Here is a 26,910-nt window from a genome sequence, read left to right as displayed (position 1 = left end):
TGGGCCCGGGCACTCAGCCGCGCACCTGGTACATCGACTCGACAATGGCCTCCAGTTCTTTCTCGGTCGCCAGGTCGTGTGGGCGGACTTCCCTGTCCTCGGTCACGTAGTAGAACGCTGCCGAGACGTCCGTGAGGTCCAGTCCGTGCAATCGTGCGAACGCCAACCGGTACAGCGCGAGCTGCCCTGATTTGCGACGCAGGTCCTTGCCGTGAGGGACTCGCCCCGTCTTCCAGTCGATGAGGTCCCAGCCGCCCGAGTCCGTGCGAAATACGGCGTCGATCCGGCCGCGCACTGTCACCGAGCCGACGGGGGTCTCAACCGGTAGCTCGATTGCGTAGGGCTGGCGATTGGCCCATTGGCTCTGGCGGAACGTTTCGGCGAGCGCGGGCAGGTCGAGTTCCTCGTCCACGTAATCATCTGCACCCGGCAGCTCATCCATGTCGAAGATGGCCGAGTCACCGAAGAAGTTCTCGACCCACGTGTGGAATGTGGTTCCGGCGCGCGCGGCAGAACCGGGCCGTGCGGGCATCGGACGGCGCAAGCCCATGATGAAGGCCTCCGGGTTGGTGTCCATGGCCACGAGCGCGGATGCGGACACGTGCGAGGGCATGTGCACGGTATTACGTTGTTCCACGGCATCGCGTTTGGCGATCAACAATTCCGCTTCCCGCCTCCACCGTTTGACGGTCTCACCGTGTTCCCCCGCTTCGAGCTGTTCGGCGGTGAGCTCGCGGGTGCTGTCGAAGCCACCGTCTTGCACCGCCCGGGCCGCGCGGTCCACGCGTTCCCGCCGACCGCTGTGCACCGGGGTCGAAACTGTGACCTTCTCCTGGCCGTCCACGGACCGCTCTTTTCGGATGATCTCCGGTCCTTCAAGGGGATCGTAGGGCCACAGAGCACTCAGGACGGTGTCCGCCTGAGGATTGTCCGTGCCCGGTTCGACCTCCGCCCACTCCTCCAGTTCGATGCCCGGGTGGGATTCCTCCGTCATTGCGCGCACTTCCGCCAGGAAGACCGACGGGTCGTGGGCGGTTTTCGCGGTGCCTCGGAACACGGAGCACGAGAGCTCCAGAAGTGTTTTGGCGCGTGTGCACGCCACGTATGCCAGACGGCGCTCTTCGGCCTCATCATGAAGGCCGGCTTCTTCCAAGAAGATGTCGAAAGATTCCTTGAGCGTTTCCACGTCCGTGGGATCCGCATTCCACTGCGGTAGTTGCTGAGCATCGCCGCGCAGGGGCCAGGGTAGTTTCGCGGCGTCCCCGGTCCAGGCCGACTTCCGTTTGGACGGGAAGTCCCCCTGGTTCATGCCCGGGACATAAACGTGGTCCCATTCCAGTCCCTTGGCCGCGTGCACTGTGAGCAGCTGAACGGCGTCGTGCCGGGTCTCCTCGGGCGGCAGTTCCAGTCCGTTCTCCTCATGGGCGGCGGCTTCGAGCCACGCAAGGAACGTCGCGACGTCGTGTGTTCGAGTGCTCGCGCTGAACTGAACCGCCTGGTCATAAAAGCTGTCCACGTTCTTACGCGCCTGAGCCGGGGTCATACCGGGGCTCGCAGCGAGCTCCACGTCCAGACCGAGAGTGGTCTCCGCCTCGTGGATGACTGACGTGAGTTCGTCGCCGAGCACCGATCGCAGGCTCCTGAGCTCTGCCTGCAATTTCTGCATTCGCCCCAAAGCTTGGGGGCTGATGGAGCGACCGCGACGTGACACCCACGTTTCTGACGGCAACGTCTCAATCGCTTCGATCAGACTGGAGCGATCCACGATGTCGCCCTCGACCACGCTCTCATCCGGCTCCTCCGCGGGTTCCTCGGCCAGTTCTTCAGCGGAGAGTTCGGTACGTTGAGCAACAGCGGCTCGCGAGCGGAGTTGTTCAAGATGACCCGCCCAATCCCCCAGCGCCGCGAGATCCTTGGGCCCGATCCGCCAGCGCGAACCGGCCAGCAGACGCGCCAAAGCATCCGAACGACCGGGGTCGGTCAAGACGTAGAGGGTGGCAACAATGTCTGCAACCTCCGGTGTGCTGAGCAACCCGCCGAGTCCGACCACTTCGTAGGGCACGTCCAGCGCTTCGAGTTCCAGACGGATCGGTTCGAACTGCGCCCGTTTTCGGCACAGCACGGCCATCGTGGGCATGTCGTCAAGAGCTTGCCCTTCATGGGCGCGCCGCTGTTCCGCAATGGCCTGGGCAGTGGCCTGCGCTTCCTCCGAATCCGTGACGTACCGCTTGACCCGAACGGTTCCGACCGAGGCGTTGGGCGAGGGGTCGAGCGGAGGCACCTCCACGGTGGACGCGGAACGATTCCACGGTGGTGGCGTGCGAAGGGGCGCCGCAATCCGGTTGGCCGCGTCCAGGCCTGACTGACAGTTCCGCCAGGCGACCGTGAGGAAACTGGTATCGGCAAAAGCCGCGGGCTCCCCGGACTCTCCATTGCTGCGAGGGAAGTTCTCGACAAAGCTGAACAGCTGTCCCGCAGAAGCCCCCCGAAACCCGTAAATGGATTGTTGCGGATCGCCCACGGCCATGACGCAGTGACCGTCTCCGAACAGCCCCGAGAACAACTTGAGCTGGGCGTGGGACGTGTCCTGGAACTCGTCCAGCAGCACCACCTTGAACCGATCACGTTCGGTGGCACACGCGCGAGGATCCACCCGCACGATCTCTGCCGCGAGCGCCAGCAGGTCGCCGTAGTCCAACGCTGATTCAATGGTCTTGACGCGTTGGAATCGTTCCACCAATTGAGCCAGGAGCTCCGTGGTTTCCAGACGTTTGAGAGCGTCCTGGATGGGCTTTCCGACACTTTTCTTCTTGCCGACGGGCGGGACGTCCGCACAGCTCAACCGGAAGCGATGGGCCCACTCACCCACTCGCTTCGGCGCGACCAGGTGCTCGGAAGACTCCGAGGCCAGACTCATCATCCCGCTCGTGAGCGTTGAGACGGCGGGCATGCTCTCGGGAAGAGGCCCGTCCCAGCTCTCCACCAGACGGTGTGCCAATTGCCACGCTTGAGCCTGCCCCATGAGCACCGTGTCCGCTTCGACGCCCAATCGGAGCCCGTAGCTGCGCACGAGTGAATTCGCGTAGGAGTGGTAGGTGCTCACGGTGGGTTCCTGGGGCACCGCGGGATCTTCGGTGGCGCCCGGTTCGGGTGCCAGGGGCGACAGGTCCGGGGCGCTGGTCAGCTGGGCCTGAGCGCCCAACAGTCCGGCTCGGCGCAATCCCCGAAGTTTGGTCTGAATACGCTCGGCCAACTCACCGGCGGCCTTGCGTGTGAAGGTCACGCCCAAAATCTGTTCCGGTTCCACGAGCTGGTTCGCCACCAACCACGCCACCCGATCGGACATCGTGGTGGTCTTGCCGGACCCCGCGCCGGCCACCACGAGCCGCGGTGTCAACGGCGCGGAAATGACCTCCGCCTGCTGCTGGGTGGGAGGGTAGTCACCCAGCGCCTCGGCAATGTCGAACGGAGAGTACTGGGGGGTGGTCATCGTTCACTCACCTGTCGACCTTCTGCACATAACGGACACACCCAGGGCAGGGTGCATCGCAAACCAAAATTGGACCCGTGTTCGGAGTCGTGCCGTGCCTCGAATCGCGTTCCGGAGACCAGATCCGCTGCACGGGTAATGAGCTCCCTGGCCCAGAGGTGTTCCGGGTCAAGGGGTTGCTGGTGTTGGGTTCCCACCTTTTTCGTGCTGGTGCCGAGCTGGACCAGCAGCGCGCCACCGGGTTGGGTGATCACGGTCCCCTGTGGCAGCTCGATGGGCTCAGAACCGGCCTGGCGGACGGCCATGTCCGGATCTTCGCCCGCGGCCACGGCTTGTTCCCTGAGCTCGACTTCGCGCCGCATCTGCTCACCCGCGCCGGCCTGCAGGGCCACTTGATAGGCACCCAGTTGTGGGTGGTTCTCAATTTTCTTGCCTGCCGGTTGGGACTTGCCCGTCTTGAGGTCGACCACCACGTGGTGACCGTCCCCGTCGACCTCGAGCCGGTCGACACGGCCGCGCAGTAGGGCGTCCCGGGCTTCTCCTCGCACGAGCACGTGAAAGCTCCCCTCGACCCCCACCAGCTCGCGTCCGTCATCCTTGCGGGCATTGATCACATACTCCGCGAATTTGCGCAGCATGGTCTCCGCGCGCTCCCGCTCGGTTTCCGTGATCCATCCCGGCGGCATGCCCAGGCTGGGCCACCGGCGTCGTAACTCTGCGATCAGTTCGGTACTGGGCGCGTCCGGCATGGTTTCGGCGATGTCGTGCACGAGGGTTCCCAGACTGCGGCTGAAGTCGGTGACTTCCTCCGCCTTGGCCTCGCTGACGAACCAGTCCAGTGGCGAACGGTGAATCGTTTCGATCTTCGACGGTGACACCGGGATGGGTGCCTCCGGGGTAAACAACGGCTCATCGCTGCTCAGCGGCGCCCAACCCCACCATTCGTGCGGCTCCGCCCCGCGAACGGGCTCGGGGAGGGAACTGAACTCCCGCAGCAATCGCGCTGCTGCCTCACCGAGTTCGGGGGCTTCCTCGCAATCGAAGACGGCACGCCGCAACGATCCCGTCAGCTGTCGCAGGGTGAGAGGCACGGGTGCATCCAGATGCTCCACCTCGACACCGGAGTCCTCCCCACCCCAACCTGAGGCGACCAGGTCCAAAAGTTCGGACGGTTGCTCATCCTGGTTGGAGACCGCGGAGACCACCAGTGAAGAACTCGCGCGCGAGACCGCCGTGGCGAACTGACGCAGTTCATCGAATCTCACCTGCCGCAGCCGATCGAGCGGGCCGATGCGCGCCGCTTGCTCCACGCCGAAGTCCAAGGCATCGGTCAGCACATCGGTGCCGAGCAGCTGGCCGCGCAGAGTGGTGTTGGGCCACACACCCTGTTGCACCCCGGCCACCACCACATGAGCCCACTGCCGCCCCGCGGCGCCGGCCGGTGTCAGGATCGACACGTTGTCCTCTGCCGGAGCACGCGCCGCCAACGTATCCATGGGCAGTTCCTGGTGCTCCATGTAATCCATGAAGGCCTGCGCCGTGGCACCGGGAACCTGGTCCACGAAGCGTTCGGCGGACTCGAAAAGACCGACTACCGCATCCAGATCGCGATCGGCTCGCACCGAGTCAGCCCCACCCGAAATGGCTCGACGCCGCCATACCTCCGCGACACCCGACGCGTCCCACAACGCCCACAGCACTGATTCCGCAGTGGCGCCGGGAGCCGCCAATGCCTCTTGACCCGCCTGCAGCATGTCGGCGATCCGATGAGCCGGTCCGGAACGGACTCCGGCCGCCTCGAGTAACACACCGTCCGTCAGCGCCTCGACCAGCAAAGCATCACTCGTACGCCCGCCACCGGTGCTGAGCTCATAGACACGCAGCCGCTGCCTGAGACGCCGCACATCCATGGGAGACGCACCGCCCAAGCGGGAGGTCAGCAAAGCAACCGCGGCCTCCGCCGTGAGCAACCGAGGTTGTTCGTGCTCGGTCTCATCCTGGTCGGGTAGAGCCGCATCCGGTTCGATGGGCTGCCCCTGAGAATCCAACAGGAGCCGCAGCGCGTTGAGTAGCGGGATCACGGCCGGTTCCTCGCGCAGCGGCGTTTCGGCCGCGGACGAGGTTGTGGGTACCCCCAAGGACGCCAGTTGACGGGTCAGCGACGACAATTGCGAACCACTGCGCACAATCACGGCCATCTCGCGGTATGGCACGCCTTCCAGAACGTGGAGGCGCAAGAAGTGGTCTGCGCACCAGCGTGCCTGGGCCGTGGGTGAGTCGAAGACCACGGCCCGGACCGAACCAGGATTCTCCGGGGAGGACTCGGGCGCCCGGTTGCTTCTGGCCCCGGCCACCACCGAGATGGCGCGAGCCACACGCTGCCACGCACGATTGACGTGTGCAGGCAGACGATGAGAGCACTCCAGGGGCAGCCGGCGCAGTGGATGGCGGTCCGTACTGACCCGGTCCTGGAGGGTGCGCAACAGATCGGGGCGGGCACCGCGGAATCCTTGCACCGTGGTGTCCGGGTTGGCGGTGTAGATCGCATCCGCTCCGCGGGTCAGCACACTGATCAGCCGGTAGACGGACGGTGTGGCCTCCTGGAGATCATCCACCAGTACCACGGCAAGGCGATCGCGTTCCTCGTGGAGGAATGCGGCGTTCTCCTCCAGCACCCGTGCGGCACGGTCAACGAGTTCGGACGGGTCGAAAGCATTGGGCATGCGCAGGGCTCGTACCTGCTGGTACTCGGCGCGAAAGGCCGAGGCCGTGCGCCATTCCGGGTGGTTCAACGGTTCCGCCCACTGAGCCAACCGTTCCGGCGGCATGCGGTATTCGTTCATACGGTCGAAAAGTTCGCGTAGTTGTCCCCTGAAGCCCCGGGTCTGCAATGCGCGGTCCAAGTCAGCCGGCCACACAATTCCCGTTCCGTGTCCCGCGGTGCGTCCGCGCATCATGTCCGCGATGAACGCGTCCTGTTCAGGCCCGGACAACAACACCGGGGGCTCAGCAACCCCCGGGAGCAGACCCTGCGCGTGAGCACGGCGCAACAGGTCGAAAGCGTAGGCCTGCCAGGCCCGCACGAGCGGCGTACTGATGGTGGCAGCGGCACGCTCACTGATCGCATCTCGCAGTTCGGAGGCCTGCGTCCGCGAGGGAGCAAGCACCAGCATCGATTGGGGATCCGCCCCCGAGGCCAAGCGACGCACCACGAATTCCACGACCGTGCTCGTACGACCCGTTCCCGGTGCGCCCAACACCAGCACCGGACCGTGCCCCGGTTCCAGTTCGATCACGGCCCGTTGCTGGGCATCCGGCGTGAACGTCCGGCCGCTCCCCGTCACGGTGCGCGGTGGAAGGATCCGCCAGGGGGTCTCATGCTGCGTCTGCATGGTCCCATCACATCACGCCCGGCGGACACGCATAACGACACTGTCGGGCACACCCGGTAGCGTGATCACCATGCCTTCCCCGCAGCAGCACTCTCCGCAAGATCAGCCGGCCCTCTTCGACGTTCCCGAGCCTCCCCAGCCCGCAGAGGCCCAAAAATCCACCGAAGATCCCGCGCAGGACACGCTCTTCGACGTCGCCCCGCGCCCGGGCAACACGCCGCCGACGCCGCCCACCGAACCCGCCGCTGCGCCCGCGCCGATGGCCCCCGCGACGCCCTGGACCGAACTCCCCAGGGCGTGCTTCGACTTGGAAACCACCGGCCGCGATCCCCAGACAGCCCGCATCGTCACGGCATCCGTAGTGCTCGTTGCCCCGGATGGCACGGTGCTCAAGGGATGGGAATGGCTTGCCGATCCCGGGGTGGAAATCCCGGAGGCCGCCGCCGCGGTCCACGGAATCACCACCGAGAAGGCACGTGCAGAGGGACAGGCCGCGAGCGACGTCGTCACCGAATTAACCACCGTGCTGAGCGAACTGTGGGCGGACAACACGCCCGTGCTCGCGTTCAACGCCGCTTACGATCTGACCGTGCTGGCCAGAGAGTGCGAGCGCCACGACATTCCCGGAACCCAGCCGTTCCCCGTGCTCGATCCGTTCATCCTGAATAAGCAGGTTCACCGGTTCCGCAAGGGCAAACGCACGCTGGGCGCACTGTGTGAGGAGTACGGCGTGGTCCTGGACGCCGCGCACACCTCCGCCGCGGATGCCCTGGCCACCGAACGATTGGCCGCCGCCATGGCCGAGAAATTCACCGAGCTGCAGGCCACGGCGAGCGAACTGCACCACGCCCAGATCGGGTGGGCCGCGGAGCAAGCGGCCTCGTTGCAGGAATACTTCCGACGCCGCGACCCGGATGCCGTGGTGGACGGCACCTGGCCGGTCCATCCACGCGGCTGACCAGCGTCACACCGGTCACACACAACGACGGCGCCGTGCCCCGGCAAAGGGGCGCGGCGCCGTCGGCGTTGGTGCGTGAATCAGCCCTGCTCGGGCTGTGCCTCCGCCGCGGCCTGAGCGGCTGTGGGCAGTGCGGAGATGATCCGGTCCATGGCCGAGTCGTCGTGGGCCGCGGACAGGAACCAGGCCTCAAAGACCGAGGGCGGCAGGTACACACCCGCGTCCAGCATCGCGTGGAAGAACGGGGTGTACCGGAAGGTCTCCTGCGCCTTGGCATCCGCGTAATTGTGCACGCCGGTGTCCCGGGTGCCGAACGCTATGGAGAAGAGGTTGCCCGCCTCCTGGATCGAGTAGTTCACGCCCGCGGTGTCCAGTGCCGAACGCACGGCGTCGCGCAGCTGCTCGGAGCGGCGATCGATCGTCTGGTAGGCGATGCGATCGGCGCACTTGAGGGTGGCCAGACCGGCCGCCATCGCGATCGGGTTACCGGACAACGTGCCCGCCTGGTAGACCGGGCCGGTCGGCGCCAAGTAATTCATGACGTCCGAGCGACCACCGAGCGCTGCGGTGGGCAGGCCACCGCCGATCACCTTGCCGAACGTGAACAGGTCGGGGGTCCAACCGCCCTCGGCCTCGTTGCTCAGGCCCCAGTAGCCGGCCTCGTGCACGCGGAATCCGGTCAGCACCTCGTCCAGGATCATGAGCGCACCCTGTTCCTGGGTCACGCGGCGAATCTCGGCGTTGAAGTTGTTCTCCGGGGTCACCACGCCCATGTTGCACGGCGCTGCCTCCGTGATCACGGCTGCGATCTCGCCCGGGTGATCCGCGAAGGCCTGTTCCAGGGCGGCAACATCGTTGTACGGCAACACTAGGGTCTGGGACGACGTCGCTTCGGTCACGCCCGCCGAGCCCGGCAGTGCCAGGGTGGCCACGCCGGAGCCGGCCTCGGCCAACAGCGAGTCCACGTGGCCGTGGTAGCAACCGGCGAACTTGATGACCAGGTCGCGGCCGGTGAAGCCACGGGCCAAGCGCAATGCCGTCATGGTGGCCTCGGTACCGGTGGAGACCATGCGGATCTCGTCCACCGGTGCCACCCGGTCGACCAGCAACTCAGCCAGTTCGGTTTCGCCCCGGGTCGTCGCTCCGAAGGAGAGACCGCGTTCCACGGCCTCGTGCACGGATTCCAGCACCACCGGGTGCGCGTGGCCCAACAACGCCGGACCCCATGAACCCACGAGGTCCACGTATTCGCGGCCGTCCACGTCGGTCAGGTACGGACCCTTGGCTGCGGAGATGAACGGCGGAGTGCCGCCCACGGAATTGAAGGCACGCACCGGGGAGTTCACACCACCGGGCATCACGCGCTGAGCGCGGTCGAACAGTTCTTGGGAGACACTCATGAGATCACTTGGTTCCTTCCACCGGGGATCTCCCCGGTCGTGTGAGCCGCGGCCGGTTGGGGGTGAGCGCGGCGGCAGTCTAATTTAGTTCCCGTTGTCCTGGCGGTACCAGCGCGCCAGTTCGGCGGCGTAGTACGTCAAAATTGAATTGGCTCCCGCGCGCTTGATGGACAGCACGGACTCCTTGACCGCGGCATCGCGGTCGATCCAGCCGTTACCCGCTGCGGCCTCAATCATCGCGTACTCGCCGGAAATCTGGTAAGCGGAGACCGGTACCGGTGACACCTCGGCCACGTCGCGCAGAATGTCCAGGTAGCTCATGGCCGGTTTGACCATGACCATGTCCGCGCCCTCGTCCAGATCCAGCTGCAGCTCGTGCAGTGCCTCGCGACGGTTGGAGGGGTCCATTTGGTACGTCTTCCGATCACCGGTGAGCGCGGAGTCCACGGCCTCGCGGAACGGACCGTAGAACGCCGAGTTGTACTTGGCCGAGTACGCCAGCACGGAAACGTCCTGGTATCCGGCGGAATCCAGCGCCGCGCGGATCACGCCCACCTGGCCGTCCATCATTCCGGACGGGCCCACCATGTGCGCACCCGCCTGAGCCTGGGCCACACCCATTTCGGCGTAGATCCGCAGCGTCTCGTCGTTGTCGACCACGCCGTCATCGTCCAGCACGCCACAGTGACCGTGGTCGGTGAACTCGTCCAGGCACAGGTCGGACATGACCACAATGTCATCGCCCACCTCCGCGCGGACCTGGGCAATGGCGTGGTTCAGGATCCCGTCCGCGTCGAGCGAGGCGGATCCCACGGCGTCGCGGGTTTCCGGGATGCCGAACAGCATGATGCCGCCCAGTCCCAGTTCCACGGCTTCTGCTGCGGCCTGCTTGAGCGAATCCACGGTGTGTTGGACCACCCCGGGCATGGACTGGATCTCCACGGGCTTGGAGATGCCTTCTTTCACGAACGCCGGCAGGATCAATTCCGCCGGGTGCACGCGGTTCTCCGCGGCAAAGCGGCGCATGGCCGGATTGGTGCGGAGCCGGCGCGGGCGCGACACCAAGTCGTACAGCGGTGCGTGTGAGCTCACGATGATTTCTCCTCGGTCGAACTAGTCGTCTCTAACAAATCTTTCAGGGCCAGGTCCACAGCCGCCGTCAGGGCTGCCGGGCTCGGGTCCTCGGCCACGGTGGGGGCAATGCCGCGTTGCCGCAGCGCAGCAGCGGTGGGTTCGCCAATGGCCACCCACCTCGTGTCCTCGGGTGGTCGCGGTTGGCCGTCCAACAGTGCCGCGACGCGCGACGGCGCCGTAGCCACCACCGCGCGGAACTCGCCGCGCGCGCAGTGCTCGCGAGCGGCGTCGGCGGTCATCACGGGCGGGTCGTCCGCGCGTGGAACGTCAGCGAGCAACGGGATTGCTGCGGGGGCGGGCACCATACGATAGGCAACCGCCGTCGAGACCGCGTAACCGCGCTCCGCGAGTCCGTGGGCAAGCGTGGGTGACGCGAGCTCGGACGCCGGCACCAACGCGATCTCGCCCTCGGCAGCGAATGCAGCGGGCCACTCGGCCAGCATCCCGGCCGCGCTCTGCTCGTGGGCGGGCGTGAAGTCCACGCCGATCCCGGCCTCCGCCAAGGCCGACGCCGTGGCGCGGCCGACCGCGGCGATGGACAGTTTGGGTGTGCTCCCGCGTGCTCGTTCCAGGACTGCACCCCAGTTTTCCTGCGCGGTCACCTCCCCCAATGCCAACACCGTATTGGCTGAAGTGAAGGTCAGCCACGTGGGCACGCGAGGGTGCTCTGCCTTGTCGTACATTGCGCGCAGGCTCGTGGTGTCCTCCGGAAGCTGCGCCTCGAGCAGGGGTGATAAGCGCACGTCGTACCCGCGGTCCCGCAACAACCCCGTGAGTTCACGGGACACGGCGGGCCCGCGGGTCACCAATACGCGGGATATCACAGGGTCAACCGCGCCAATCGATCGGCGCCGTCGGCCAGCAGTTCATCGGCAATGCGAACGCCCAGGGCCTTTGCTGCCTCCACCGACAGCTCATCGGTGGCCTCCGAGCGGCGCATCACCTCGGTGCCGTCCGGGTTGGCGACCACCACGTCCAGGTGAAGATCGCCGTCCACCATGCGGCCGTAGGTTCCCACCGGCGCCGCGCAACCGGCCTCGAGTCGGGCGAGTACGGCGCGCTCGGCGGAGACGGCCAATCGGGTGGGCAAATCATCGACGGCGGCCAAGCCACGGGCCAGCGGAGAATCCTCCGCGAGCTCGCTCGAGACCTCCAGCGCTAGCGCCCCCTGGCCCGGTGCCGGCAGCATCCGCTCCGGGTCCATGTACTCGGTGACGCGGCCTTCCAGGCCCAATCGCTTCAGGCCCGACGCCGCCAACACCACCGCATCCAGGTCGCCCGGGGCCACCCGGTTGAGACGGGTGCCCACGTTGCCGCGAATGTCCACGATCTTCAGATCGGGACGCAGCGCCCGCAACTGGGCCACGCGGCGCGGTGATCCCGTGCCCACGGCTGCGCCCTGGGGTAGTTCGTCCAGCGTCAGACCATCACGGGCGCACAGCGCGTCCCGCGGGTCCTCCCGCTCGGGGAGAGCCGCAATGACCAGGCCGGGGACCGCTGCGGTCGGCAGATCCTTGAGGGAGTGCACCGCCAGGTCCACGTCGCGATCCAGCAGCCGGGCGCGCAGGGCGGTGGCGAAAACACCGGTGCCGCCCATCTGCGACAACGGCCCGGTCAGCACATCGCCCTCGGTGCGTACGGTGATCAGTTCTGGGGTCATGCCCGCGGCGGCTCCCACGGCATCCGCCGCGTAACCGGTCTGGGTCATGGCCAGCTGGGAGCCACGTGTCCCTACCTTGAAGGTTCCTTCACTCATCGGTAGATCACCTCACCCTGCTCGTCCATGCCCACGGCAATGGGCTGTTCCAGCGGGGTCTGGGCCACAGTGGGCCGGGGCTCGGATTGGCCTCGCAGGATCTTCTTGCAGCAATCGGCGGGGCAATTGTCGAACCAGGTGCCCTCACCACATGCTGAAACGCGCGGCGGGGCCGTCTCAGTTCCGAGGCGCTGTTCAATGGCATCGGCGAGCGCCCCCACGAAAGCGGGATGCGTTCCGGCGGTGGCCACACGCTCGAAAGCGATACCGGCCTCGGCTGCTGTGTCTTTCGCTTCCGTGTCGAGGTCCCAGACGACTTCCATGTGATCGGACACGAACCCCACGGGCACCACGGCCACACCCTGGACGCCGGAATCGGGCAACGTTTCGATCACGTCGCAGATATCCGGTTCGAGCCACGGGATCTGGGGCGGGCCGGAACGGGATTGATAGACCAGTTGCCAGTTCACGTTGTCCATGGCATCGCCGAGCTGTTCCACGATCCATCGTGAGGCCGCCAGGTGTTGGGCCACGTACGCGGAGTTCTCCTCGAACTCGATGCGTTCGGACCCGGAGGCGTGAGCATCAGTGTCCGGAACCGAGTGGGTGGTGAAGAGCACCTCAATTTTTCCCTCGCCGATACGTTCGCGCAGCGTGGCGAGAGCGTCCCGCAGGCCTTCCACGGAGGGCGTCAGGAAACCGACCTCGTCGAAGTACGGACGCACCTTCTCTACGTGCATCACATCGGTCAGACCGAGTTCCGCGAGCCCCATTCCGTAGTCCTCGCGGTACTGACGGCAGCTGGAGTAGCCGGAGAACGCGCTGGTGGCCAAGACCAACAGGTCCTTGTACCCGCGTTCGTTGCACTCGGTGAGTACATCAGCCACGTACGGGTCCCAGTTGCGGTTGGCCCACAGCAGCGGGACGTCCACGCCACGGCGGCGCAATTCCGCTTCCAATGCGTCGCGTAGCGCTCGGTTCTGAGCATTGATGGGGCTCACCCCGCCGTTGGCGCGGTAATGGGTGGCCACTTCTTCGAGCCGCTCGTCAGGGATACCGCGGCCACGGGTCACGTTGCGCAGGAACGGGATGACATCCTCCTGTCCCTCGGGCCCACCGAAGGAGGAGAGAATCACGGCATCGAAGTGACGCGGCTCCGCGGCCCGGGCAGCGCTGAGTCGGTTGGTGACCTGTTGTTCGAGGGGTGCCATGCTTAGCGCAGCACCTCGGCGATCTCGGCGGTTTCGATCCGGCGGCCCGTGTAGAACGGGATCTCCTCGCGCACGTGCAACCGGGCTTCGGTGTTGCGGAATTCGCGCATCAAATCCACCAGATCAACCAGCTCGGGGGCCTCCAGAGCGAGCAACCACTCGAAGTCGTTGAGGCCGAAGCACGCAATGGTATTGGCGAGCACCTGGGGGTAGTCGCGGGCCTTCATGCCGTGGTTCTTGAGCATCTCGGCACGACGCTCGGGGTTCATGTAGTACCACTCGTAGGAACGCACGAACGGGTACACGCACACCCACTTCTCCGGTGCAATACCTCGCGCGTACGACGGCGCGTGGTTGCGCGTGAATTCCGCGTCACGGTGCACGCCCATCGCGTTCCACACCTGACGAGTGCCGCCCAGCAGCGGCTGGCGGCGGATCCTGCGCACGGCCTCCTGCAGCACGTCGGGCTGATCACCGGTCAACCACACCATGAGGTCCGCGTTGTCACGCATCCCGGACACGTCGTAGACACCACGCACGGTCACATTGTCACCGGCCAGTTCCTGGACCAAACGATCAAATTCGCTCTGGTTAGCTTCGGAATCGGCATCCGGGGTGCGGTCCCCGGTGCGTTCAAGCACGGTGTAAACAGCCCAGTACAGCTTCTCTTCGGTCTTTTCCTCCGCCTCGACGGCGGATTGCTGTGCTGCGTGTACGTGCTCACTCATCGTGTATGTCCTTTCGATGCTCGTGTCATGGCTGAAGTCTCAGTCACGCTGTGCGGGTGTTTCGTACCCGTGGTTGCGCAGCAGTTTGGCAACCTGCTGCCTGGTGTCGGTCACCACCGCGGCCAGCCCGGTGCCCGAGAGCCACGCTCCCACGGCAATCACGTTCGGGACGTCCTTGATGGCCCGGCGGAATTCTTCAACCCGTTTGCTGTGTCCCACGTCCGTGCGGGGAAGCGCGGTGTGCCAACGCACCACGTCCGCACCGACCAATTGTTCTGGCCCGATGTGCACTCCCATGAGGGTCCGGGCATCACCGATGGCCAGTGAGATGAGGTGCCCGTCCGGCAACGCGACCTCCGGCGAAACCGTGTCCTTACCAGTGTCCGCGCGCCCGTAGGACAGGCGCAGCACGTGGCGGTCGTTTCCGGCCTCGCGTTGGACCCACGCCCACTTTGCGCTCGAGTGCGTCAACGCCTTCGCGCGTACTTCTTCGACGTCCGAGCTGACCAACAAACCGGTTCCGCGGGGTGCATTGTTGAGGTCTGCGCAGTCCAGCACCAGAGTGGCCAACGCCACCCGCGGTCCTGGCTTGGGAGAATAGCGCTGCGAATCGGGCAGATGTCCGCCGAGCAATCGCACCGTGGTGGGGCCGTCAGCGGCCATGACCAGCAGTTCTCCACGGGCCACGGCGGTCTTGTCACCGTTGGCGGGTTGCCTCTGGATGACCATCCACCCGGGGCGGCGGGGGTCACGGTCCAGGGCGATCACGTCGTAATCGGTGACAATCTTGACCCCGCGGGCCTCCACGTCGCGCACCAGTCGTTCGCTGAGCTGGTTCATGCCGCCGTCCAGGCTGGCCACGTTGGCGCCCGCCGGACTCTTGGCGCGCAAGGCTCCCGCGGCCCTGCACAGGCTGCCGTGCTCCCGCAGACCGGCACGCAGGCCGGGCGCCACGGCGTCGACGTCGAGCTCGTCGGGGTGGGTTGAGTACACGCCGGACACGAACGGGGTCACCAGGCGATCGAGCACGCGCGTGCCCATCCGAGCGCGCACCAGGCCACCCAATGACTTCTCCCCCGCACCCACGGATGCAGGCAGCACCCGGTCCATGCGCGCGCGAGCCATTCCGGAACATCCCAGTGCGGGTCGCAGTGACGACGCGGCGGGGTCTGCCGGGATCCCTAGAACACCGGTATTGGGCGCGGGCATGGCGCCCTCGGGCAGGTACAACCACGACCCGGCCGGGTTGGGGCTGACCACGCGGTCACTGAGGTTCAGATCTTCGAGCAGCTGCGGAACCGCGTTCGAACGAGTGGCAAAGGACTCGGCACCGGAATCCAGAACCAGTCCCGCAACCTCATGAGCTCCTACTGCTCCGCCGAAGTGGTCATCGGCCTCGACCAATGTGACGCGCAATCCGGCCGCGGAGAGATCGCGTGCCGCCGTCAAACCAGCAACACCGCCGCCCACGACCAAGGCCGTGCGGGCCTTACGAGGGGTCCCTGCGGACGTTGCACCTGGCGAAGTTGTCACTGCGTCTCCTTGTGAATGAAGGCCACCAGGTCGGTCAGTACCTCGGGGTCGGTTTCCGGCGGAACTCCGTGACCCAGGTTCACCACGTGTGCGAGCGCGCTCTGACCGCGGCGCAGAACGTCGCGAGCGTGTTCGTGCAACACCGACCGAGGGGCAGCCAGTAACGCGGGGTCGATGTTGCCTTGTACCACCGTACGCTGACCGACCCGCTCCACGGCAGTGTCCAGAGGGATCCGGTAGTCGACTCCCACGGCGTCCGCTCCGGCATCACGCATGGCCGCCAGCAGCTCGCCCGTGCCCGTGCCGAAGTGGATCCGCGGCACTCCCAGATCCGCCACCGTTGCCAGAGCATCCGCCGAGTGGCGCTGAACGTGGTCCAGGTAATCGGCCAGTGACAGGGACCCTGCCCACGAGTCGAAGAGCTGCACGGCGGAGGCACCGGCCTCGACCTGTGCCCGTAGGAATGCCCCGGAGGTTCGGGCCGCCCACTGGGCCAGAGCGTCCCAGGCTTCGGGATCCGCGTGCATCATGGTGCGCGGACGCAGATGGTCCCGTGACGGTCCACCTTCTACCGCGTAGGCGGCGATCGTGAACGGCGCACCGGCAAAACCGATCAGAGGAGTGTCACCCAGCAGCTCCACGGTTCGGGAGACGGCCTCGCGGATGGGGTCCAGCGCGGCGTCCGGAAGCTCGGGCAACGCGGCGACGTCCGCCGCGGTGCGCACGGGCTGGTCCAGAACGGGACCGCGGCCGGCCACGATGTCCACACCCACACCGGCCAGTTTCATGGGGACCACGATGTCCGAGAAGAAGATGCCCGCGTCCACCTTGTGGCGGCGCACCGGCTGCACGGTGATCTCCGCGGCGAGCTCGGGGGTCAGACAGGCCTCCAGCATGCCGGTGCCCACGCGCGCCTCGCGGTACTCCGGTAGCGAGCGCCCCGCCTGTCGCATGAACCAAACGGGCGTGTGGGGAGCGTCCAGCCCGCGCAGCGTGCGGATCAACGCGGAATTAGCGATCTCGTCACGCTTGAGCGGATGGTCCGAGCTCAAAGCGGCGATGCGCTGATCCCAAGACTGCTGCTCGGTGGAGTCGGTTCGGTGTGCGGGGTCGCTGGGCGCGGCGGCGCGAGAATCTTGGGAAGCCATAGTGCCTTCCATTGTGCCAAGGAAAGATGGGAGTTTTATTGACGACCTGTCCGCGTCCAAGCAAGCAGCCTGAGGCATGGTTATGCTGAGGGGACCAGAAGAATTCGTCTAGAATGGCTGGATTGTGGTCCTTTTCTGTCTTGTCGCCTCGCATCGCTCCGTCGACCTCAACACGGTCGCGCGGCTCAGTACCGGTGCCCTGGGCGTGGCTGAAGAAGCGGTCTCCGAAGGCGCTTTGAACGGCGCCGTGACTTTGTCCACGTGCAACCGACTGGAGCTCTACGGCGAGCTCAAGGCCGATCAGCACGGTGACCCGTCCGCGCAGGTAGCCCGCGCCCAGCAGGAACTCGTGGAGCGCATTGCCCAGCGCGCCGGGTTGGACGAGCGATTCGTCCTGGAGACGATGGACGCTTTCACCGGCGTGGAGGTCCCCCAGCATTTGTTCACCGTGGTCTCGGGGCTGGAGTCCGCGGTAGTGGGCGAACGAGAAATCACCGGTCAGGTGCGCCGGGCGCTGAACCAGGCTCAGCAGTCGGGAACCGTCTCCGGTCATCTGGTCCAATTATTCGAATCGGCCGCCCGCACCGCCAGAGAAGTGGGATCGCGCACCGAACTCGGTGAGCGCGGCCGCTCCATTGTTTCCGTGGCCCTGGATCTCGCCAATGACATCACCGCCCGCTCCTGGCCCAACCGCCGCGCCCTCGTGTTCGGAACCGGTGCGTACGCCGGGGCCACGATGGCCGCCCTGCGTGATCGTGGCTGCGCGGACATCGAGGTGTACTCCGGATCGGGGCGCGCCGAACAGTTCACCGACCAGCGCGGCGGGAGCCCCGTCTCGGACGCGGATCTGCCCGCGGCCCTGCGCCGGGCCGATGTGATCATCGGTTGCTCGGGGGGCTCGTCCCCCATGTCTGCGTCCTCGTTCCCGGAGGGCCCCCGCACTGTGGTGGATCTGGCCCTGACCCGCGACTTCGACCCCGCCATCGCGGATCTGCCCCAGGTCGAACTCATTACCTTGGAGTCCGTGCGCGTGGCCGCCCCCGATGAAACCGGAGAATCCGTGGCCGCTGCCAGCGACATCGTGAACCAGGCCGCCCAGAAATTCGAGGCCGCCCAGAACGCTCGTGCCATGGATGACGCGATCGTCGCGCTCCGCAAGCACACCATGGCCGTCCTGGACGCGGAAATGGAAAAAGTTCGCTCCCATCACGGCTGCACGGGTGCCGAAGACCAGATCGAGATGGCATTGCGCCGCATGGTCCGCTCGTTGCTGCACACACCCACCGTTCGAGCAAAACAACTGGCCTCACAGGGCCGGGCCGATGAATACATCACCGGATTGGAAGCGCTGTACGGAATCGAGGTGGACGCCCCCGCCCATCACGAATCTCACCAGAATCCCCCCGCGGATCAATCCCCCTCGACTACCGCTCGGAATCGCGCGGTCGGCTAACCAGAAGGCGGGTGCTTCCCGCCGCGAGGAGGATCACAATGAACCTGCAACCGAAGAGCCAACCGGAACAAGCTGTGGCCGGAACCTCCAACTACTCTCGCGCGCCGCGGATGGCCAAAGAAGACCGCCGCGAGCAGCTGCTCGCCACTGCCCTCAACGCCTTTGCTGACGGTGGTTACCACACCACGTCCATGGACGACATTGCTGCCGCAGCGGGGGTCTCCAAGCCGGTTCTGTATCAGCACTTCCCGGGTAAGCGGGAGCTCTACCTGGCCCTCGTGGAATACACGCTCGTAGATCTGTCCGCCAAGTTGGACCATTCCTTGGCCGCCAGTGATGTCAACCGGACCCGCGTGGAATCCATGATCGATACCCATTTCGAGTTCGTGGAGCATCAGCCGCAGGCCCACCGGTTGGTCTTCAGTGCGGACCTGTTGGCTTTCCCTGAGGTCGCTGACAGGCTCAACAACTTCTACGACAGTCTGGCCGGCATCATCGCGTCCGTGCTCGGCCCGAACGTGGGCATTCCTCACACCCAAGCCGCGATGCTCGGTCGGGGCCTGGTGCAGATGGTGCAAACTGCCGCCGTGTACTGGGCCCAGCATCCGGAGAGCGGCTCCCGCCAGGAAGCACAAGAGCAGGTGTTCCGTTTAGCCTGGGGCGGAATCAGCATCCTCGATGAGGATTGGCAGTAAGCCGCTCCTAGACTGGCTCTCAATCACAGGTGTCTGTCTCGCGCCGCGAGCTGCGCCCCTCAACCAACCAGGAGGTAAACCGACGTGGAGATCAAGATCGGTATCCAGAACGTGGGTCGTGAATTGTCGGTCAACGCAGACCTGACCGCGGACGAGGTCGAGGCCAAAGTGACCGAAGCCCTCAGCTCAGGCTCTCCCCTGGTCCTCAAGGACTCCAAGGGAACCACCACGGTCGTTCCGTCCGAGAAGATCGGCTACGTGGAAACCGGCACCGAGACCAAGCGCCACGTCGGTTTCACCCCGCTGCCGCAGAGCTGATTCCCAGCCCGCCGGATCACGGGCCACCGGACTCACGAAAGCACCGCCTCACCACCGTGAGGCGGTGCTTTGTGCTCCGGGCAGTTACACTGGAAAACGTTGACAGGATGACCGGTCGTCGGTTGAGACCGTAACGTTCACTTTTCGCTCGTCCGAGTTGGCCCGGAGCTGTTGTCCATCGCAATGCTCCGCGTGCCCCGGATCTGCATTTGTTTCACGATCGGCTTCCACTTCGCCGCGCGGCGGCCCCCGGCGTTCTCGCCACCTCCCCTCACCGGGGCGGACACGAGCGTGTCGGCGACGGGCCCCGCGATGTACCCGAATCAAAGGACCATCGTGACCGAAATTACCGTAACCACCGAGCCGAACGGCCCGGACACCGACGAGGCCGGAACCCAGGCCATCGAAACCGCAGAACCCGAAGTAACGGAGACCTTCGCGGACTTCGGAGTGCGCCAGGACATCGTGGATGCACTGGCCAATCACGGCATCACCTCCCCCTTCCCCATTCAGTCCATGACCCTGCCCGTGGCGCTGTCCGGTCAGGACATCATTGGCCAGGCCAAGACCGGTACCGGTAAGACCCTGGGCTTCGGCATTCCCGCGCTGCAGCGCGTGGTCGGCCGGGATGATCCCGGGTGGGACAAGCTCAAGTCTCCCGGTTCCCCTCAGGCGTTCATCGTGGTTCCCACCCGTGAGCTCGCCGTCCAGGTCGGTAACGACCTGGCCGTAGCCGCAAAGACCCGCAATGCCCGCGTGGCCACCATTTACGGCGGCCGCGCCTACGAGTCCCAGATCGAGGAGCTCAAGCGCGGTGTCGAGGTCGTCGTGGGCACCCCGGGTCGTCTGATCGACCTCAATCGCCAGCGCTACCTGGACCTGAGCCACGTGGGTCTCGTCGTGCTGGACGAAGCGGACGAGATGCTGGATCTGGGCTTCCTCCCCGATGTGGAGAAGCTGCTCAGCGCCGTACCCGAGGTTCGCCAGACCATGCTTTTCTCGGCCACCATGCCCGGCCCCGTGGTCGCCATGGCTCGCCGCTACATGACCCGCCCCATGCACATCCGTGCTGCGGCACCGGACGAGGGCAGCACCAAGAAGGACATCCGTCAGGTCATCTACCGCGCCCACCACCTGGACAAGGACGAGGTGGTTGCGCGCATCCTGCAGGCCGAGGGCCGCGGTCGCTCCATCATCTTCACCCGCACCAAGCGGGCCGCTGCCAAGCTGGCCGACGAACTGATTCACCGCGGTTTCGCCGCGGCCCCGTTGCACGGTGACCTGGGTCAGGGCGCTCGTGAACAGGCCCTGCGCGCGTTCCGTAACAACAAGGTGGACGTGCTGGTCGCCACTGACGTGGCCGCCCGCGGTATCGACGTGGAAGACGTCACTCACGTGATCAACTTCCAGTGCCCCGAGGATGAGAAAACCTACCTGCACCGCACCGGCCGTACCGGCCGCGCGGGCAACAAGGGTACGGCCGTCACCTTCGTCGACTGGGACGACGTGCCCCGGTGGCGTCTGATCGACAAGGCACTCGAGCTGGGTATCCCGGAGCCCGTAGAGACCTACTCTTCCTCCGAGCACCTCTACACCGACCTCAACATCCCCAAGGGCACCAAGGGTCGGCTTCCCAAGGGCCAGCGCACCCACGAAGGCCTCGATGCCGAGACGCTCGAGGACCTGGGTGAGCCGGGCAAGAAGTCGCGTTCCCCGCGCGAAGGTTCGGATTCACGACGCCGCAGCGGAGACTCCCGCTCGTCGGGCACCCGCCAGGGTGGCCGGGGCCGCGGCGGTCGCGGGCACGGCCGCAATGAGAACTCGTCCGAGGCGCCCGGCAAGTCCGAGAACGAACGGCCCCGTGCCGATCGTGAAAAGGCCGAGCGCGAAAAGACCGTGGAGGCCACGGACGGTGGCCGCAAGCGGCGTCGTCGTCGCCGTCGTCCTTCTGGCCAGAACCAAGGACAGAACCATGGCAACAGCCAGCAGGGTGACACCCAGCAGGCAGGCCCCGGCTCGGAGTAAATCGCATTGACGGAGAAGGACTCGTTCCGGTTCGATCCCCTCGGGGACAGCTGCATTGTCCAGGGCGACAACCTGGCGGTGTTGAGCACGCTGCCGGACGAGTCCTTCACCGTGATTTACCTGGACCCGCCGTTCAACACGGGCCGGGCCCAGGTGCGCCGGACCACCAAGTCCATCCCGGTTGCAGATGGTGAGGGCGACCGCGTGGGATTCTCCGGTCGTTCCTACGAAACGGTCATGGGGCAGTTGCGCCGCTACGACGACTCCTTCGCCGACTATCTCGCGTTCCTGGAACCGCGGCTGGTCGAGGCCAAACGTCTCCTGACCCAGGACGGCACTCTGTACCTGCACCTGGATTATCGCGAAGTCCACTACGCCAAGATCATGTTGGACGCGTTGTTCGGCCGGGACAGTTTTCTCAACGAGATCATCTGGGCCTACGACTTCGGTGGTAAATCCACCCGCAAGTGGCCGTCCAAGCACGACACGATCCTGGTGTACGTCAAAGACCCCAAGAAGTATCACTTCGATTCTGCGGAAGTGGACCGGGAGCCCTACATGGCACCGGGGCTCGTGGGGCCGGAGAAGGCCGCCCGCGGCAAACTGCCCACGGACGTCTGGTGGCACACCATCGTCTCCCCCACCGGCAAGGAGAAGACCGGCTATCCCACGCAGAAACCCGTGGGGGTCTTGCGCCGCATCGTTGCCGCGTCATCGCGTCCCGGTGACTGGGTGCTCGATTTCTTCGCCGGCTCCGGCACCACGGGTGCGGCAGCCCAGCTGCTCGGCCGGAAATTCGTGTGCGTGGATGTGAACCCGGAGGCCATCGACATCATGTCCGAGCGGTTGCCCGGGACCGCAGTGCACACGGTCTGATGCTACGGTCACGCACGTACCGTTTCGTCCCGATACGATCCACCCTCAACGCAGCGAAGCGAGCCAGCCATCGTGCCAGAAACACCGGACCAGCGCCTGACCGAAGCCGCCTACCAGGGGCCTGCGCTACAAGTCGATCAGGACTTCTACGGTCGGATCGGCCAGGACACCGACCGGCGGACGGTGGTCGATGAACTGACCGTCCCAATCCGCTCGGGTCGGGCGTGGGAAGTACCCGCCGGCCACGTGTGCCGGATCTACAGCGTGGAGGGCCCGCAAGTGGGAGACCTCAACCTATGGAACCGACACGATCCCCGCGAGCGCTTCTGGGCATCCCGTACCCGCCAGCTGCAGGCCGCCCACGTCAGCACGTTCGACCGGCTGTGGTCCACGTTGCCCTTCTTACGGCCCATGGCCACGATCGTGGGTGACACGCTGTCCGATTACGGTGTGGACGGCGAGGGTGGGCGCGTCCACGACACCCTGGGTACCCGATGCGATCCCTACGTGTCACGCATGCTCAACGACGTGGATTTCGATTACCACTGTCACTCGAATCTGACCCGCGCCGTGCTGCCCTACGGACTCACCGAATTCGATGTCCATGACGTACTCAACGTCTTCCAATGCACCGGCCTCAATGACCGTGACGAATACTTCATGAATACCTGCCCGGCACAGCCAGGGGATTACTTCGAATTTTTTGCCGAGCAGGATCTGCTGGTGGCACTTTCGGCGTGCCCGGGCGGCGACTTGTCCGCACCGATGTTCGGGGAGGACAACGAAGATCCGGTCGAGAACTGCCATCCCCTGGGCGTAACCGTCTACTCACTGGATGCGGAACTGACCAGCAGTTGGAGTGAACCGCAGTCCCCGCGTTACGGCGGGCACCATGGCCTTGCAGAGAAGCCCTGGAGCTGAATCTCTCCGCGCTTCCGTTCTCCGCTCCCGCTCTGGCGTGGCTACGCACCGGGATCAGGCCAGAGTCGGTACCTCACACGGCCGAGCTCCGTCTTGAGCTCGACTCACGGCCACCGAACCTCCACGCCGGAGGTGGCCTGCTCGTTGATGCGGGTCAGTGACTGCACGGAGGTTGAGTTCTCCCCCAACACGTTGGGTTTGCCCTTGCCGTGATAATCGCTGGAGCCGGTCACGATCAGGTCGTGGTCGGTCGCCATCTGCATGAGGATGGCTCGTGTCTCGTCCGGGTTGTCCCGGTGGGCCACCTCAAGGCCGGCCAGACCGGCGTCGATCATTGCGTCGAAATCTGCGGTCGTGGGAATCCGACCGCGCGTGGGTGCCATGGGGTGCGCGCACACGGGAACCCCACCGGCGGCTCGCACGAGATTGATGGCCTCCACCGGATCAATGGTCGTGTGCCGCACGTAATACGGTGAACGCCCCGAGAGGATGTCGGAGAAGGCGGCTGAACGGTTGGAGATGATTCCCAGTTCGACCAGGGCGTCAGCGATGTGCGGTCGCCCCACGGTGGCGTCCTCACCCATGTGACGCTCGACGTCCTCCCACGTGATGTCGTAGTCGACGGCCAGCAACTCCACCATGCGCCGTGCGCGGGTGAGCCGGCCGGAGCGGGACGACTCCAGTGCGGTGAGCAACGGCTGATGTGTGGGGTCATGCAGGTAGCTGAGCATGTGCACCGAGACCCCGTTGGAGGTTGTGCAGGTGATCTCCATCCCCGGGACGAAGGCGATACCCAACTCCACGGCGGTGTCACCGGCTTCCTGCCACCCCGCGGTGGTGTCGTGATCGGTCAACGCGAAAACGTCCAGACCGGCGGCCTGAGCCGAGCGAGCGACGTCGGCGGGGGTTTCGGTCCCGTCCGAGGCAATGGAGTGGGTGTGGAGGTCGATGCGCATCACTGGCAACGATACCCGCCGGCCCGCATTTGACCCGCGTGGCACCATGGAAGCAACGATTGCAGCGATCCAGCGCACCAAGGAGATGAATACGTACATGAGCGCAAGCTCCCAGCACGTCACCCCGTCCACCGGCTCCCAGGACACCGAAGAGCAGCCTCTCGAGCAGCGTGTGGACAACCGTTCACAGCGCCCGAACACCGAGGCCTTCCGTGATTTCATGGCCTCAGGGTGGGCCGCTCCGGAAACCACGAACACTCCCCGTTCCGAGGTCGCCGAGTACGCCGCGGCTCGCCGCGCCAAGCTGTCGCGCTTGTTCCCCGATGAGCGCCTGGTGATTCCCGCCGGCGCCCCCAAGGTGCGTTCCAACGACACCGACTACCGGTTCCGCCCGCACTCGGCATTCGCGCACGTGACCGGCATGGGTGTGGACCACGAGCCCGAGGCCGTACTGGTCATGGAGCCCACCGAGGACGGCCAGGGTGACAACGGCAGCGGTCACACCGCCACCCTGTACTTCCACCCGATGGCCGGCCGGGATTCGGACGAGTTCTACGCGGATGCCAAGAACGGTGAGTTCTGGGTGGGTCCGCGCCCCACGCTGCAGCAGCTCTCCGACGAGTTCGACCTGCCCACCGAGGACCTCTCCGGTTTGGAGGACGCGGTCACGGTCAACGCCGGAAACGCCGCCCTGGGTGGCATGACCATTCGGCTGGTGCGCGACGTGGACCTCAACATGGACGCCCTGGTGGACACCTCCCGTTTGAACACCGGAGTGGATCTGGAACAGTCCGATGCCAAGGACGCCAAGCTCACCGAGGCGCTGAGCGAACTGCGCCTCATCAAGGATGATTACGAGATCGGCCAGCTACGTCACGCGGTGGACGCCACGATTCGCGGTTTCGAGGACATCGTGGGAGTACTCCCCCGTGCGATCGGCGGCGACCGCGGCGAGCGCGTGGTCGAAGGTGCGTTCTTCTCCCGCGCCCGGCTGGAAGGCAACGACCTGGGCTACGACACCATTGCGGCGTCGGGCAACAACGCCACGGTGCTGCACTGGATCCGCAACAACGGCACCGTCAAGCCCGGCGACATGATCTTGGTGGACGCGGGGGTGGAGGCCGAGTCGCTCTACACCGCGGATCTCACGCGCACGCTGCCGGTGGACGGCAGCTACACGGACATCCAGCGCAAGGTTTATCAGGCGGTTCTCGACGCCGCCGACGCCGCCTTCGAGATCGCCGTGCCCGGCAACAAGTTCCGCGACGTCCACGCTGCCGCCATGAAGGTTCTGGCTCAGCGACTTGAAGAATGGGGACTGCTGCCCGTGTCGGCGGACGTGTCCCTGTCCGAGGCCGGCCAGCACCACCGCCGCTGGATGCCGCACGGCACCAGTCACCACCTGGGGCTGGACGTGCACGACTGCGCCCAGGCCAAGCGCGAGCTGTACCTGGACGCCGTAATCGAACCGGGCATGGTGTTCACCATTGAGCCCGGGCTGTACTTCAAGGCCGAGGACCTGTCCATCCCGGAGGAATACCGGGGCATGGGTGTGCGCATCGAGGATGACGTGCTGGTCACCGAAAACGGCAACGAGAACCTCTCCGAGGCCCTTCCGCGTTCCCCCGAGGACGTGGAGACCTGGATCCAGGGGATCTGGAACCGCTCCGCCAACGCATAAGTCGCGTCAGGAACGCGAAAACGGCGGTGGTCACTCCTTGGGAGTGACCACCGCCGTTTTCATGCCCGGAGGCGTTGCGCTCAGCCGCGGGTGCTGAACGGTCTAACTACTGATCCGATGTTCGTTCCGAGTCACCGGAATCCTGGTTTTCGGAACGATCCTTGGACCACGGCGCGTTGGCCGGGGACGAACCCTGTTGCTGCGGGCTCCGTTCTTCCGCGGTACCTTGAGCCGGCCCTGCCCCCTGCGGGTTTTGCTGCGTTGGCGTTGGGGATTGAGCCGGTGCTTCCGGTTCCAGGCGGATGCCGTACTGCGGGCGGCCGTCCGGCAGATCGGGGAACTTGGCGGAGCGGTTGGAATCCGGCTGCTGTTGCGGCTGATCCTGCACGCGCTGTCCATAGGCGGGCTGCCCCTGTTGACCTTGTTGTCCGGGGCCGTTCGAATAGCCCTGCTGAGGTGCCCCACTCTGCTGGCCGGGTCCACCGCGCCACCCTTGCTGACCCTGCTGAGGCGCCTGCTGGTGGGGACCCGGTTGGCCGCCGTACGGTCCGGAGTATCCCTGGGGACCGTTGGGACCGGGTGCGCCCGGGCGGCCCTGCGACCAGTTCTGACCCTGCGGTCCGTTCTGCCCTTGGGGGCCCCACTGCCCCTGCTGCGGACCCCACTGCCCACGCGGCCCGTTGGGGCCCTGCGGGGGCTGATTCCAACCGCCCTGCTGAGGCCGGGGCCCCGGGGCCTGGCGCAGGTTGAGACCGCCCAGGACGTTCCGGGCTTCACCCGCAACTTCGGGTGCCGCGATCACTTCGTAGCTGCCCGCCACAATGCGGTTGGTCGAGGTGAAATCACGCTTGCCGCGCTGCATCGCGTACGTGATGGTCGCGAGCAACATCCAGAAGGCGCCACCCATGATGATGGGCAGCAAGAGCGCCTGTGCCAGGTCCATGCCGCCCAACAGTGACATCAACAAGCCGAAGAACGCACCGAACACCACGCCGTTGAGGGCACCTTGGAGCGCCACTTTGGGGTAGGACAAGCGACCGGTCACCTGCTCGACGGACTTCAGGTCGCTGCCGATGATGGAGATCTTGGCCACCTCGAACTGCTGGTCGGCCAGGTAGTCCACGGCCTTCTGCGCGTCCGCGTAGCTCGTGTAACGTCCGATGGCTTCACCGCGCGGGATCTCGGCGGTGGTGGACAGTGTCATGGGGCCCCTGGACGAATAACTCATGTGACTT

The 26,910-nt window shown here is 65.7% G+C and carries 20 protein-coding genes; 8 read left to right on the top strand and 12 right to left on the bottom strand.

The genetic code is table 11. From position 1 onward, the window contains the following. Positions 1–13: 13 nt before the first annotated feature. Both ABD283_RS06530 and ABD283_RS06525 read right to left on the bottom strand, forming a co-directional pair. Positions 14–3,490: an ATP-dependent helicase gene (locus ABD283_RS06530; protein WP_344224168.1), complete on the bottom strand. Its 3,477-nt coding sequence runs from the start codon at positions 3,488–3,490 to the stop codon at positions 14–16. Beyond that, positions 3,487–6,882 (bottom strand): PD-(D/E)XK nuclease family protein, encoded by a 3,396-nt coding sequence (locus ABD283_RS06525; protein WP_344224167.1) that lies wholly within the window; start codon positions 6,880–6,882, stop codon positions 3,487–3,489. Before ABD283_RS06525 ends, ABD283_RS06530 begins: the two co-directional genes overlap by 4 nt. A gap of 259 nt (positions 6,883–7,141) precedes the next feature. Here ABD283_RS06525 and ABD283_RS06520 point away from each other — a divergent pair, with 259 nt between their 5' ends. Then, positions 7,142–7,840 carry a 3'-5' exonuclease gene (locus ABD283_RS06520; protein ID WP_344224185.1) on the top strand — a complete coding sequence of 233 codons (699 nt, stop codon included), beginning with the start codon at positions 7,142–7,144 and terminating at the stop codon, positions 7,838–7,840. 80 nt (positions 7,841–7,920) lie between these two features. Here the strand turns inward: ABD283_RS06520 and hemL are convergent, their stop codons facing one another. From hemL to hemE, 8 genes are all read right to left on the bottom strand, one after another. Further along, positions 7,921–9,240, bottom strand: a complete 1,320-nt coding sequence (gene hemL, locus ABD283_RS06515; protein WP_344224166.1) for a glutamate-1-semialdehyde 2,1-aminomutase — start codon at positions 9,238–9,240, stop codon at positions 7,921–7,923. Positions 9,241–9,324: 84 nt separating this feature from the next. Beyond that, entirely contained in the window at positions 9,325–10,332 is a 1,008-nt protein-coding gene (gene hemB, locus ABD283_RS06510) for a porphobilinogen synthase (protein WP_344224165.1), read from the bottom strand. Further along, a complete protein-coding gene (locus ABD283_RS06505; protein WP_344224164.1) occupies positions 10,329–11,162 on the bottom strand; it encodes a uroporphyrinogen-III synthase in 834 nt (277 codons plus the stop codon). Before ABD283_RS06505 ends, hemB begins: the two co-directional genes overlap by 4 nt. 32 nt (positions 11,163–11,194) lie before the next feature. Further along, positions 11,195–12,130 (bottom strand): hydroxymethylbilane synthase, encoded by a 936-nt coding sequence (gene hemC, locus ABD283_RS06500; protein WP_344224163.1) that lies wholly within the window; start codon positions 12,128–12,130, stop codon positions 11,195–11,197. Beyond that, positions 12,127–13,341, bottom strand: coding sequence for a ferrochelatase (locus ABD283_RS06495; RefSeq protein ID WP_344224162.1), 1,215 nt, complete (start codon positions 13,339–13,341; stop codon positions 12,127–12,129). The genes hemC and ABD283_RS06495 overlap by 4 nt, the downstream gene beginning before the upstream one ends. Before the next feature lie 2 nt (positions 13,342–13,343). Then, complete coding sequence (hemQ, locus tag ABD283_RS06490; protein ID WP_344224161.1) at positions 13,344–14,069, bottom strand: hydrogen peroxide-dependent heme synthase; 726 nt, start codon at positions 14,067–14,069, stop codon at positions 13,344–13,346. Between the two features lie 39 nt (positions 14,070–14,108). After that, positions 14,109–15,602, bottom strand: coding sequence for a protoporphyrinogen oxidase (hemG, locus tag ABD283_RS06485; protein ID WP_344224160.1), 1,494 nt, complete (start codon positions 15,600–15,602; stop codon positions 14,109–14,111). Continuing rightward, the gene (gene hemE, locus ABD283_RS06480; protein ID WP_344224159.1) at positions 15,599–16,750 is read right to left on the bottom strand and encodes a uroporphyrinogen decarboxylase; all 1,152 of its coding nucleotides are present in this window, start codon (positions 16,748–16,750) and stop codon (positions 15,599–15,601) included. Before hemE ends, hemG begins: the two co-directional genes overlap by 4 nt. Positions 16,751–16,874: 124 nt before the next feature. Between hemE and ABD283_RS06475 the strand changes: the two genes are divergently transcribed. The 6 genes from ABD283_RS06475 (at position 16,875) to ABD283_RS06450 (ending at position 23,038) form a co-directional block, all read left to right on the top strand. Next, positions 16,875–18,203: a glutamyl-tRNA reductase gene (locus ABD283_RS06475; RefSeq protein ID WP_344224158.1), complete on the top strand. Its 1,329-nt coding sequence runs from the start codon at positions 16,875–16,877 to the stop codon at positions 18,201–18,203. Between the two features lie 38 nt (positions 18,204–18,241). After that, positions 18,242–18,898 (top strand): TetR/AcrR family transcriptional regulator, encoded by a 657-nt coding sequence (locus tag ABD283_RS06470; RefSeq protein ID WP_344224157.1) that lies wholly within the window; start codon positions 18,242–18,244, stop codon positions 18,896–18,898. 84 nt (positions 18,899–18,982) lie between these two features. Then, positions 18,983–19,216 (top strand): DUF3107 domain-containing protein, encoded by a 234-nt coding sequence (locus tag ABD283_RS06465; protein WP_344224156.1) that lies wholly within the window; start codon positions 18,983–18,985, stop codon positions 19,214–19,216. A 336-nt stretch (positions 19,217–19,552) separates the two neighbouring features. Further along, positions 19,553–21,241: a DEAD/DEAH box helicase gene (locus ABD283_RS06460; protein WP_344224155.1), complete on the top strand. Its 1,689-nt coding sequence runs from the start codon at positions 19,553–19,555 to the stop codon at positions 21,239–21,241. A gap of 6 nt (positions 21,242–21,247) precedes the next feature. Continuing rightward, positions 21,248–22,117 carry a DNA-methyltransferase gene (locus ABD283_RS06455; protein WP_344224154.1) on the top strand — a complete coding sequence of 290 codons (870 nt, stop codon included), beginning with the start codon at positions 21,248–21,250 and terminating at the stop codon, positions 22,115–22,117. 72 nt (positions 22,118–22,189) lie between these two features. Next, entirely contained in the window at positions 22,190–23,038 is an 849-nt protein-coding gene (locus tag ABD283_RS06450) for an urea carboxylase-associated family protein (protein WP_344224153.1), read from the top strand. A 104-nt stretch (positions 23,039–23,142) separates the two neighbouring features. Here the strand turns inward: ABD283_RS06450 and ABD283_RS06445 are convergent, their stop codons facing one another. Next, positions 23,143–23,994, bottom strand: a complete 852-nt coding sequence (locus ABD283_RS06445) for a PHP domain-containing protein (RefSeq protein WP_344224151.1) — start codon at positions 23,992–23,994, stop codon at positions 23,143–23,145. A gap of 97 nt (positions 23,995–24,091) precedes the next feature. Here ABD283_RS06445 and ABD283_RS06440 point away from each other — a divergent pair, with 97 nt between their 5' ends. Then, positions 24,092–25,675: an aminopeptidase P family protein gene (locus ABD283_RS06440; RefSeq protein ID WP_344224184.1), complete on the top strand. Its 1,584-nt coding sequence runs from the start codon at positions 24,092–24,094 to the stop codon at positions 25,673–25,675. 106 nt (positions 25,676–25,781) lie between these two features. Here the strand turns inward: ABD283_RS06440 and ABD283_RS06435 are convergent, their stop codons facing one another. Beyond that, entirely contained in the window at positions 25,782–26,903 is a 1,122-nt protein-coding gene (locus ABD283_RS06435; protein WP_344224150.1) for a YflT domain-containing protein, read from the bottom strand. Between the last annotated feature and the right edge of the window lie 7 nt (positions 26,904–26,910).

The organism is Kocuria atrinae, assembly GCF_039531425.1.
GTDB classification, from domain to species: Bacteria; Actinomycetota; Actinomycetes; order Actinomycetales; family Micrococcaceae; genus Kocuria; species Kocuria atrinae.
Note: the sequence above shows the minus strand (reverse complement) of the source record. Positions and strands in the feature narration are given on the sequence as shown.

What these genes read in the sequence shown, in the direction of transcription:
- ABD283_RS06530 (WP_344224168.1), bottom strand. Translation starts at nt 3,490, where the DNA reads ATGACCACCCCCCAGTACTCTCCGTTCGACATTGCCGAGGCGCTGGGT.
- ABD283_RS06525 (WP_344224167.1), bottom strand. Translation starts at nt 6,882, where the DNA reads ATGCAGACGCAGCATGAGACCCCCTGGCGGATCCTTCCACCGCGCACC.
- ABD283_RS06520 (WP_344224185.1), top strand. Translation starts at nt 7,142, where the DNA reads ATGGCCCCCGCGACGCCCTGGACCGAACTCCCCAGGGCGTGCTTCGAC.
- hemL (WP_344224166.1), bottom strand. Translation starts at nt 9,240, where the DNA reads ATGAGTGTCTCCCAAGAACTGTTCGACCGCGCTCAGCGCGTGATGCCC.
- hemC (WP_344224163.1), bottom strand. Translation starts at nt 12,130, where the DNA reads ATGAGTGAAGGAACCTTCAAGGTAGGGACACGTGGCTCCCAGCTGGCC.
- ABD283_RS06495 (WP_344224162.1), bottom strand. Translation starts at nt 13,341, where the DNA reads ATGGCACCCCTCGAACAACAGGTCACCAACCGACTCAGCGCTGCCCGG.
- hemQ (WP_344224161.1), bottom strand. Translation starts at nt 14,069, where the DNA reads ATGAGTGAGCACGTACACGCAGCACAGCAATCCGCCGTCGAGGCGGAG.
- hemE (WP_344224159.1), bottom strand. Translation starts at nt 16,750, where the DNA reads ATGGCTTCCCAAGATTCTCGCGCCGCCGCGCCCAGCGACCCCGCACAC.
- ABD283_RS06470 (WP_344224157.1), top strand. Translation starts at nt 18,242, where the DNA reads ATGAACCTGCAACCGAAGAGCCAACCGGAACAAGCTGTGGCCGGAACC.
- ABD283_RS06445 (WP_344224151.1), bottom strand. Translation starts at nt 23,994, where the DNA reads ATGCGCATCGACCTCCACACCCACTCCATTGCCTCGGACGGGACCGAA.
- ABD283_RS06440 (WP_344224184.1), top strand. Translation starts at nt 24,092, where the DNA reads ATGAGCGCAAGCTCCCAGCACGTCACCCCGTCCACCGGCTCCCAGGAC.
- ABD283_RS06435 (WP_344224150.1), bottom strand. Translation starts at nt 26,903, where the DNA reads ATGAGTTATTCGTCCAGGGGCCCCATGACACTGTCCACCACCGCCGAG.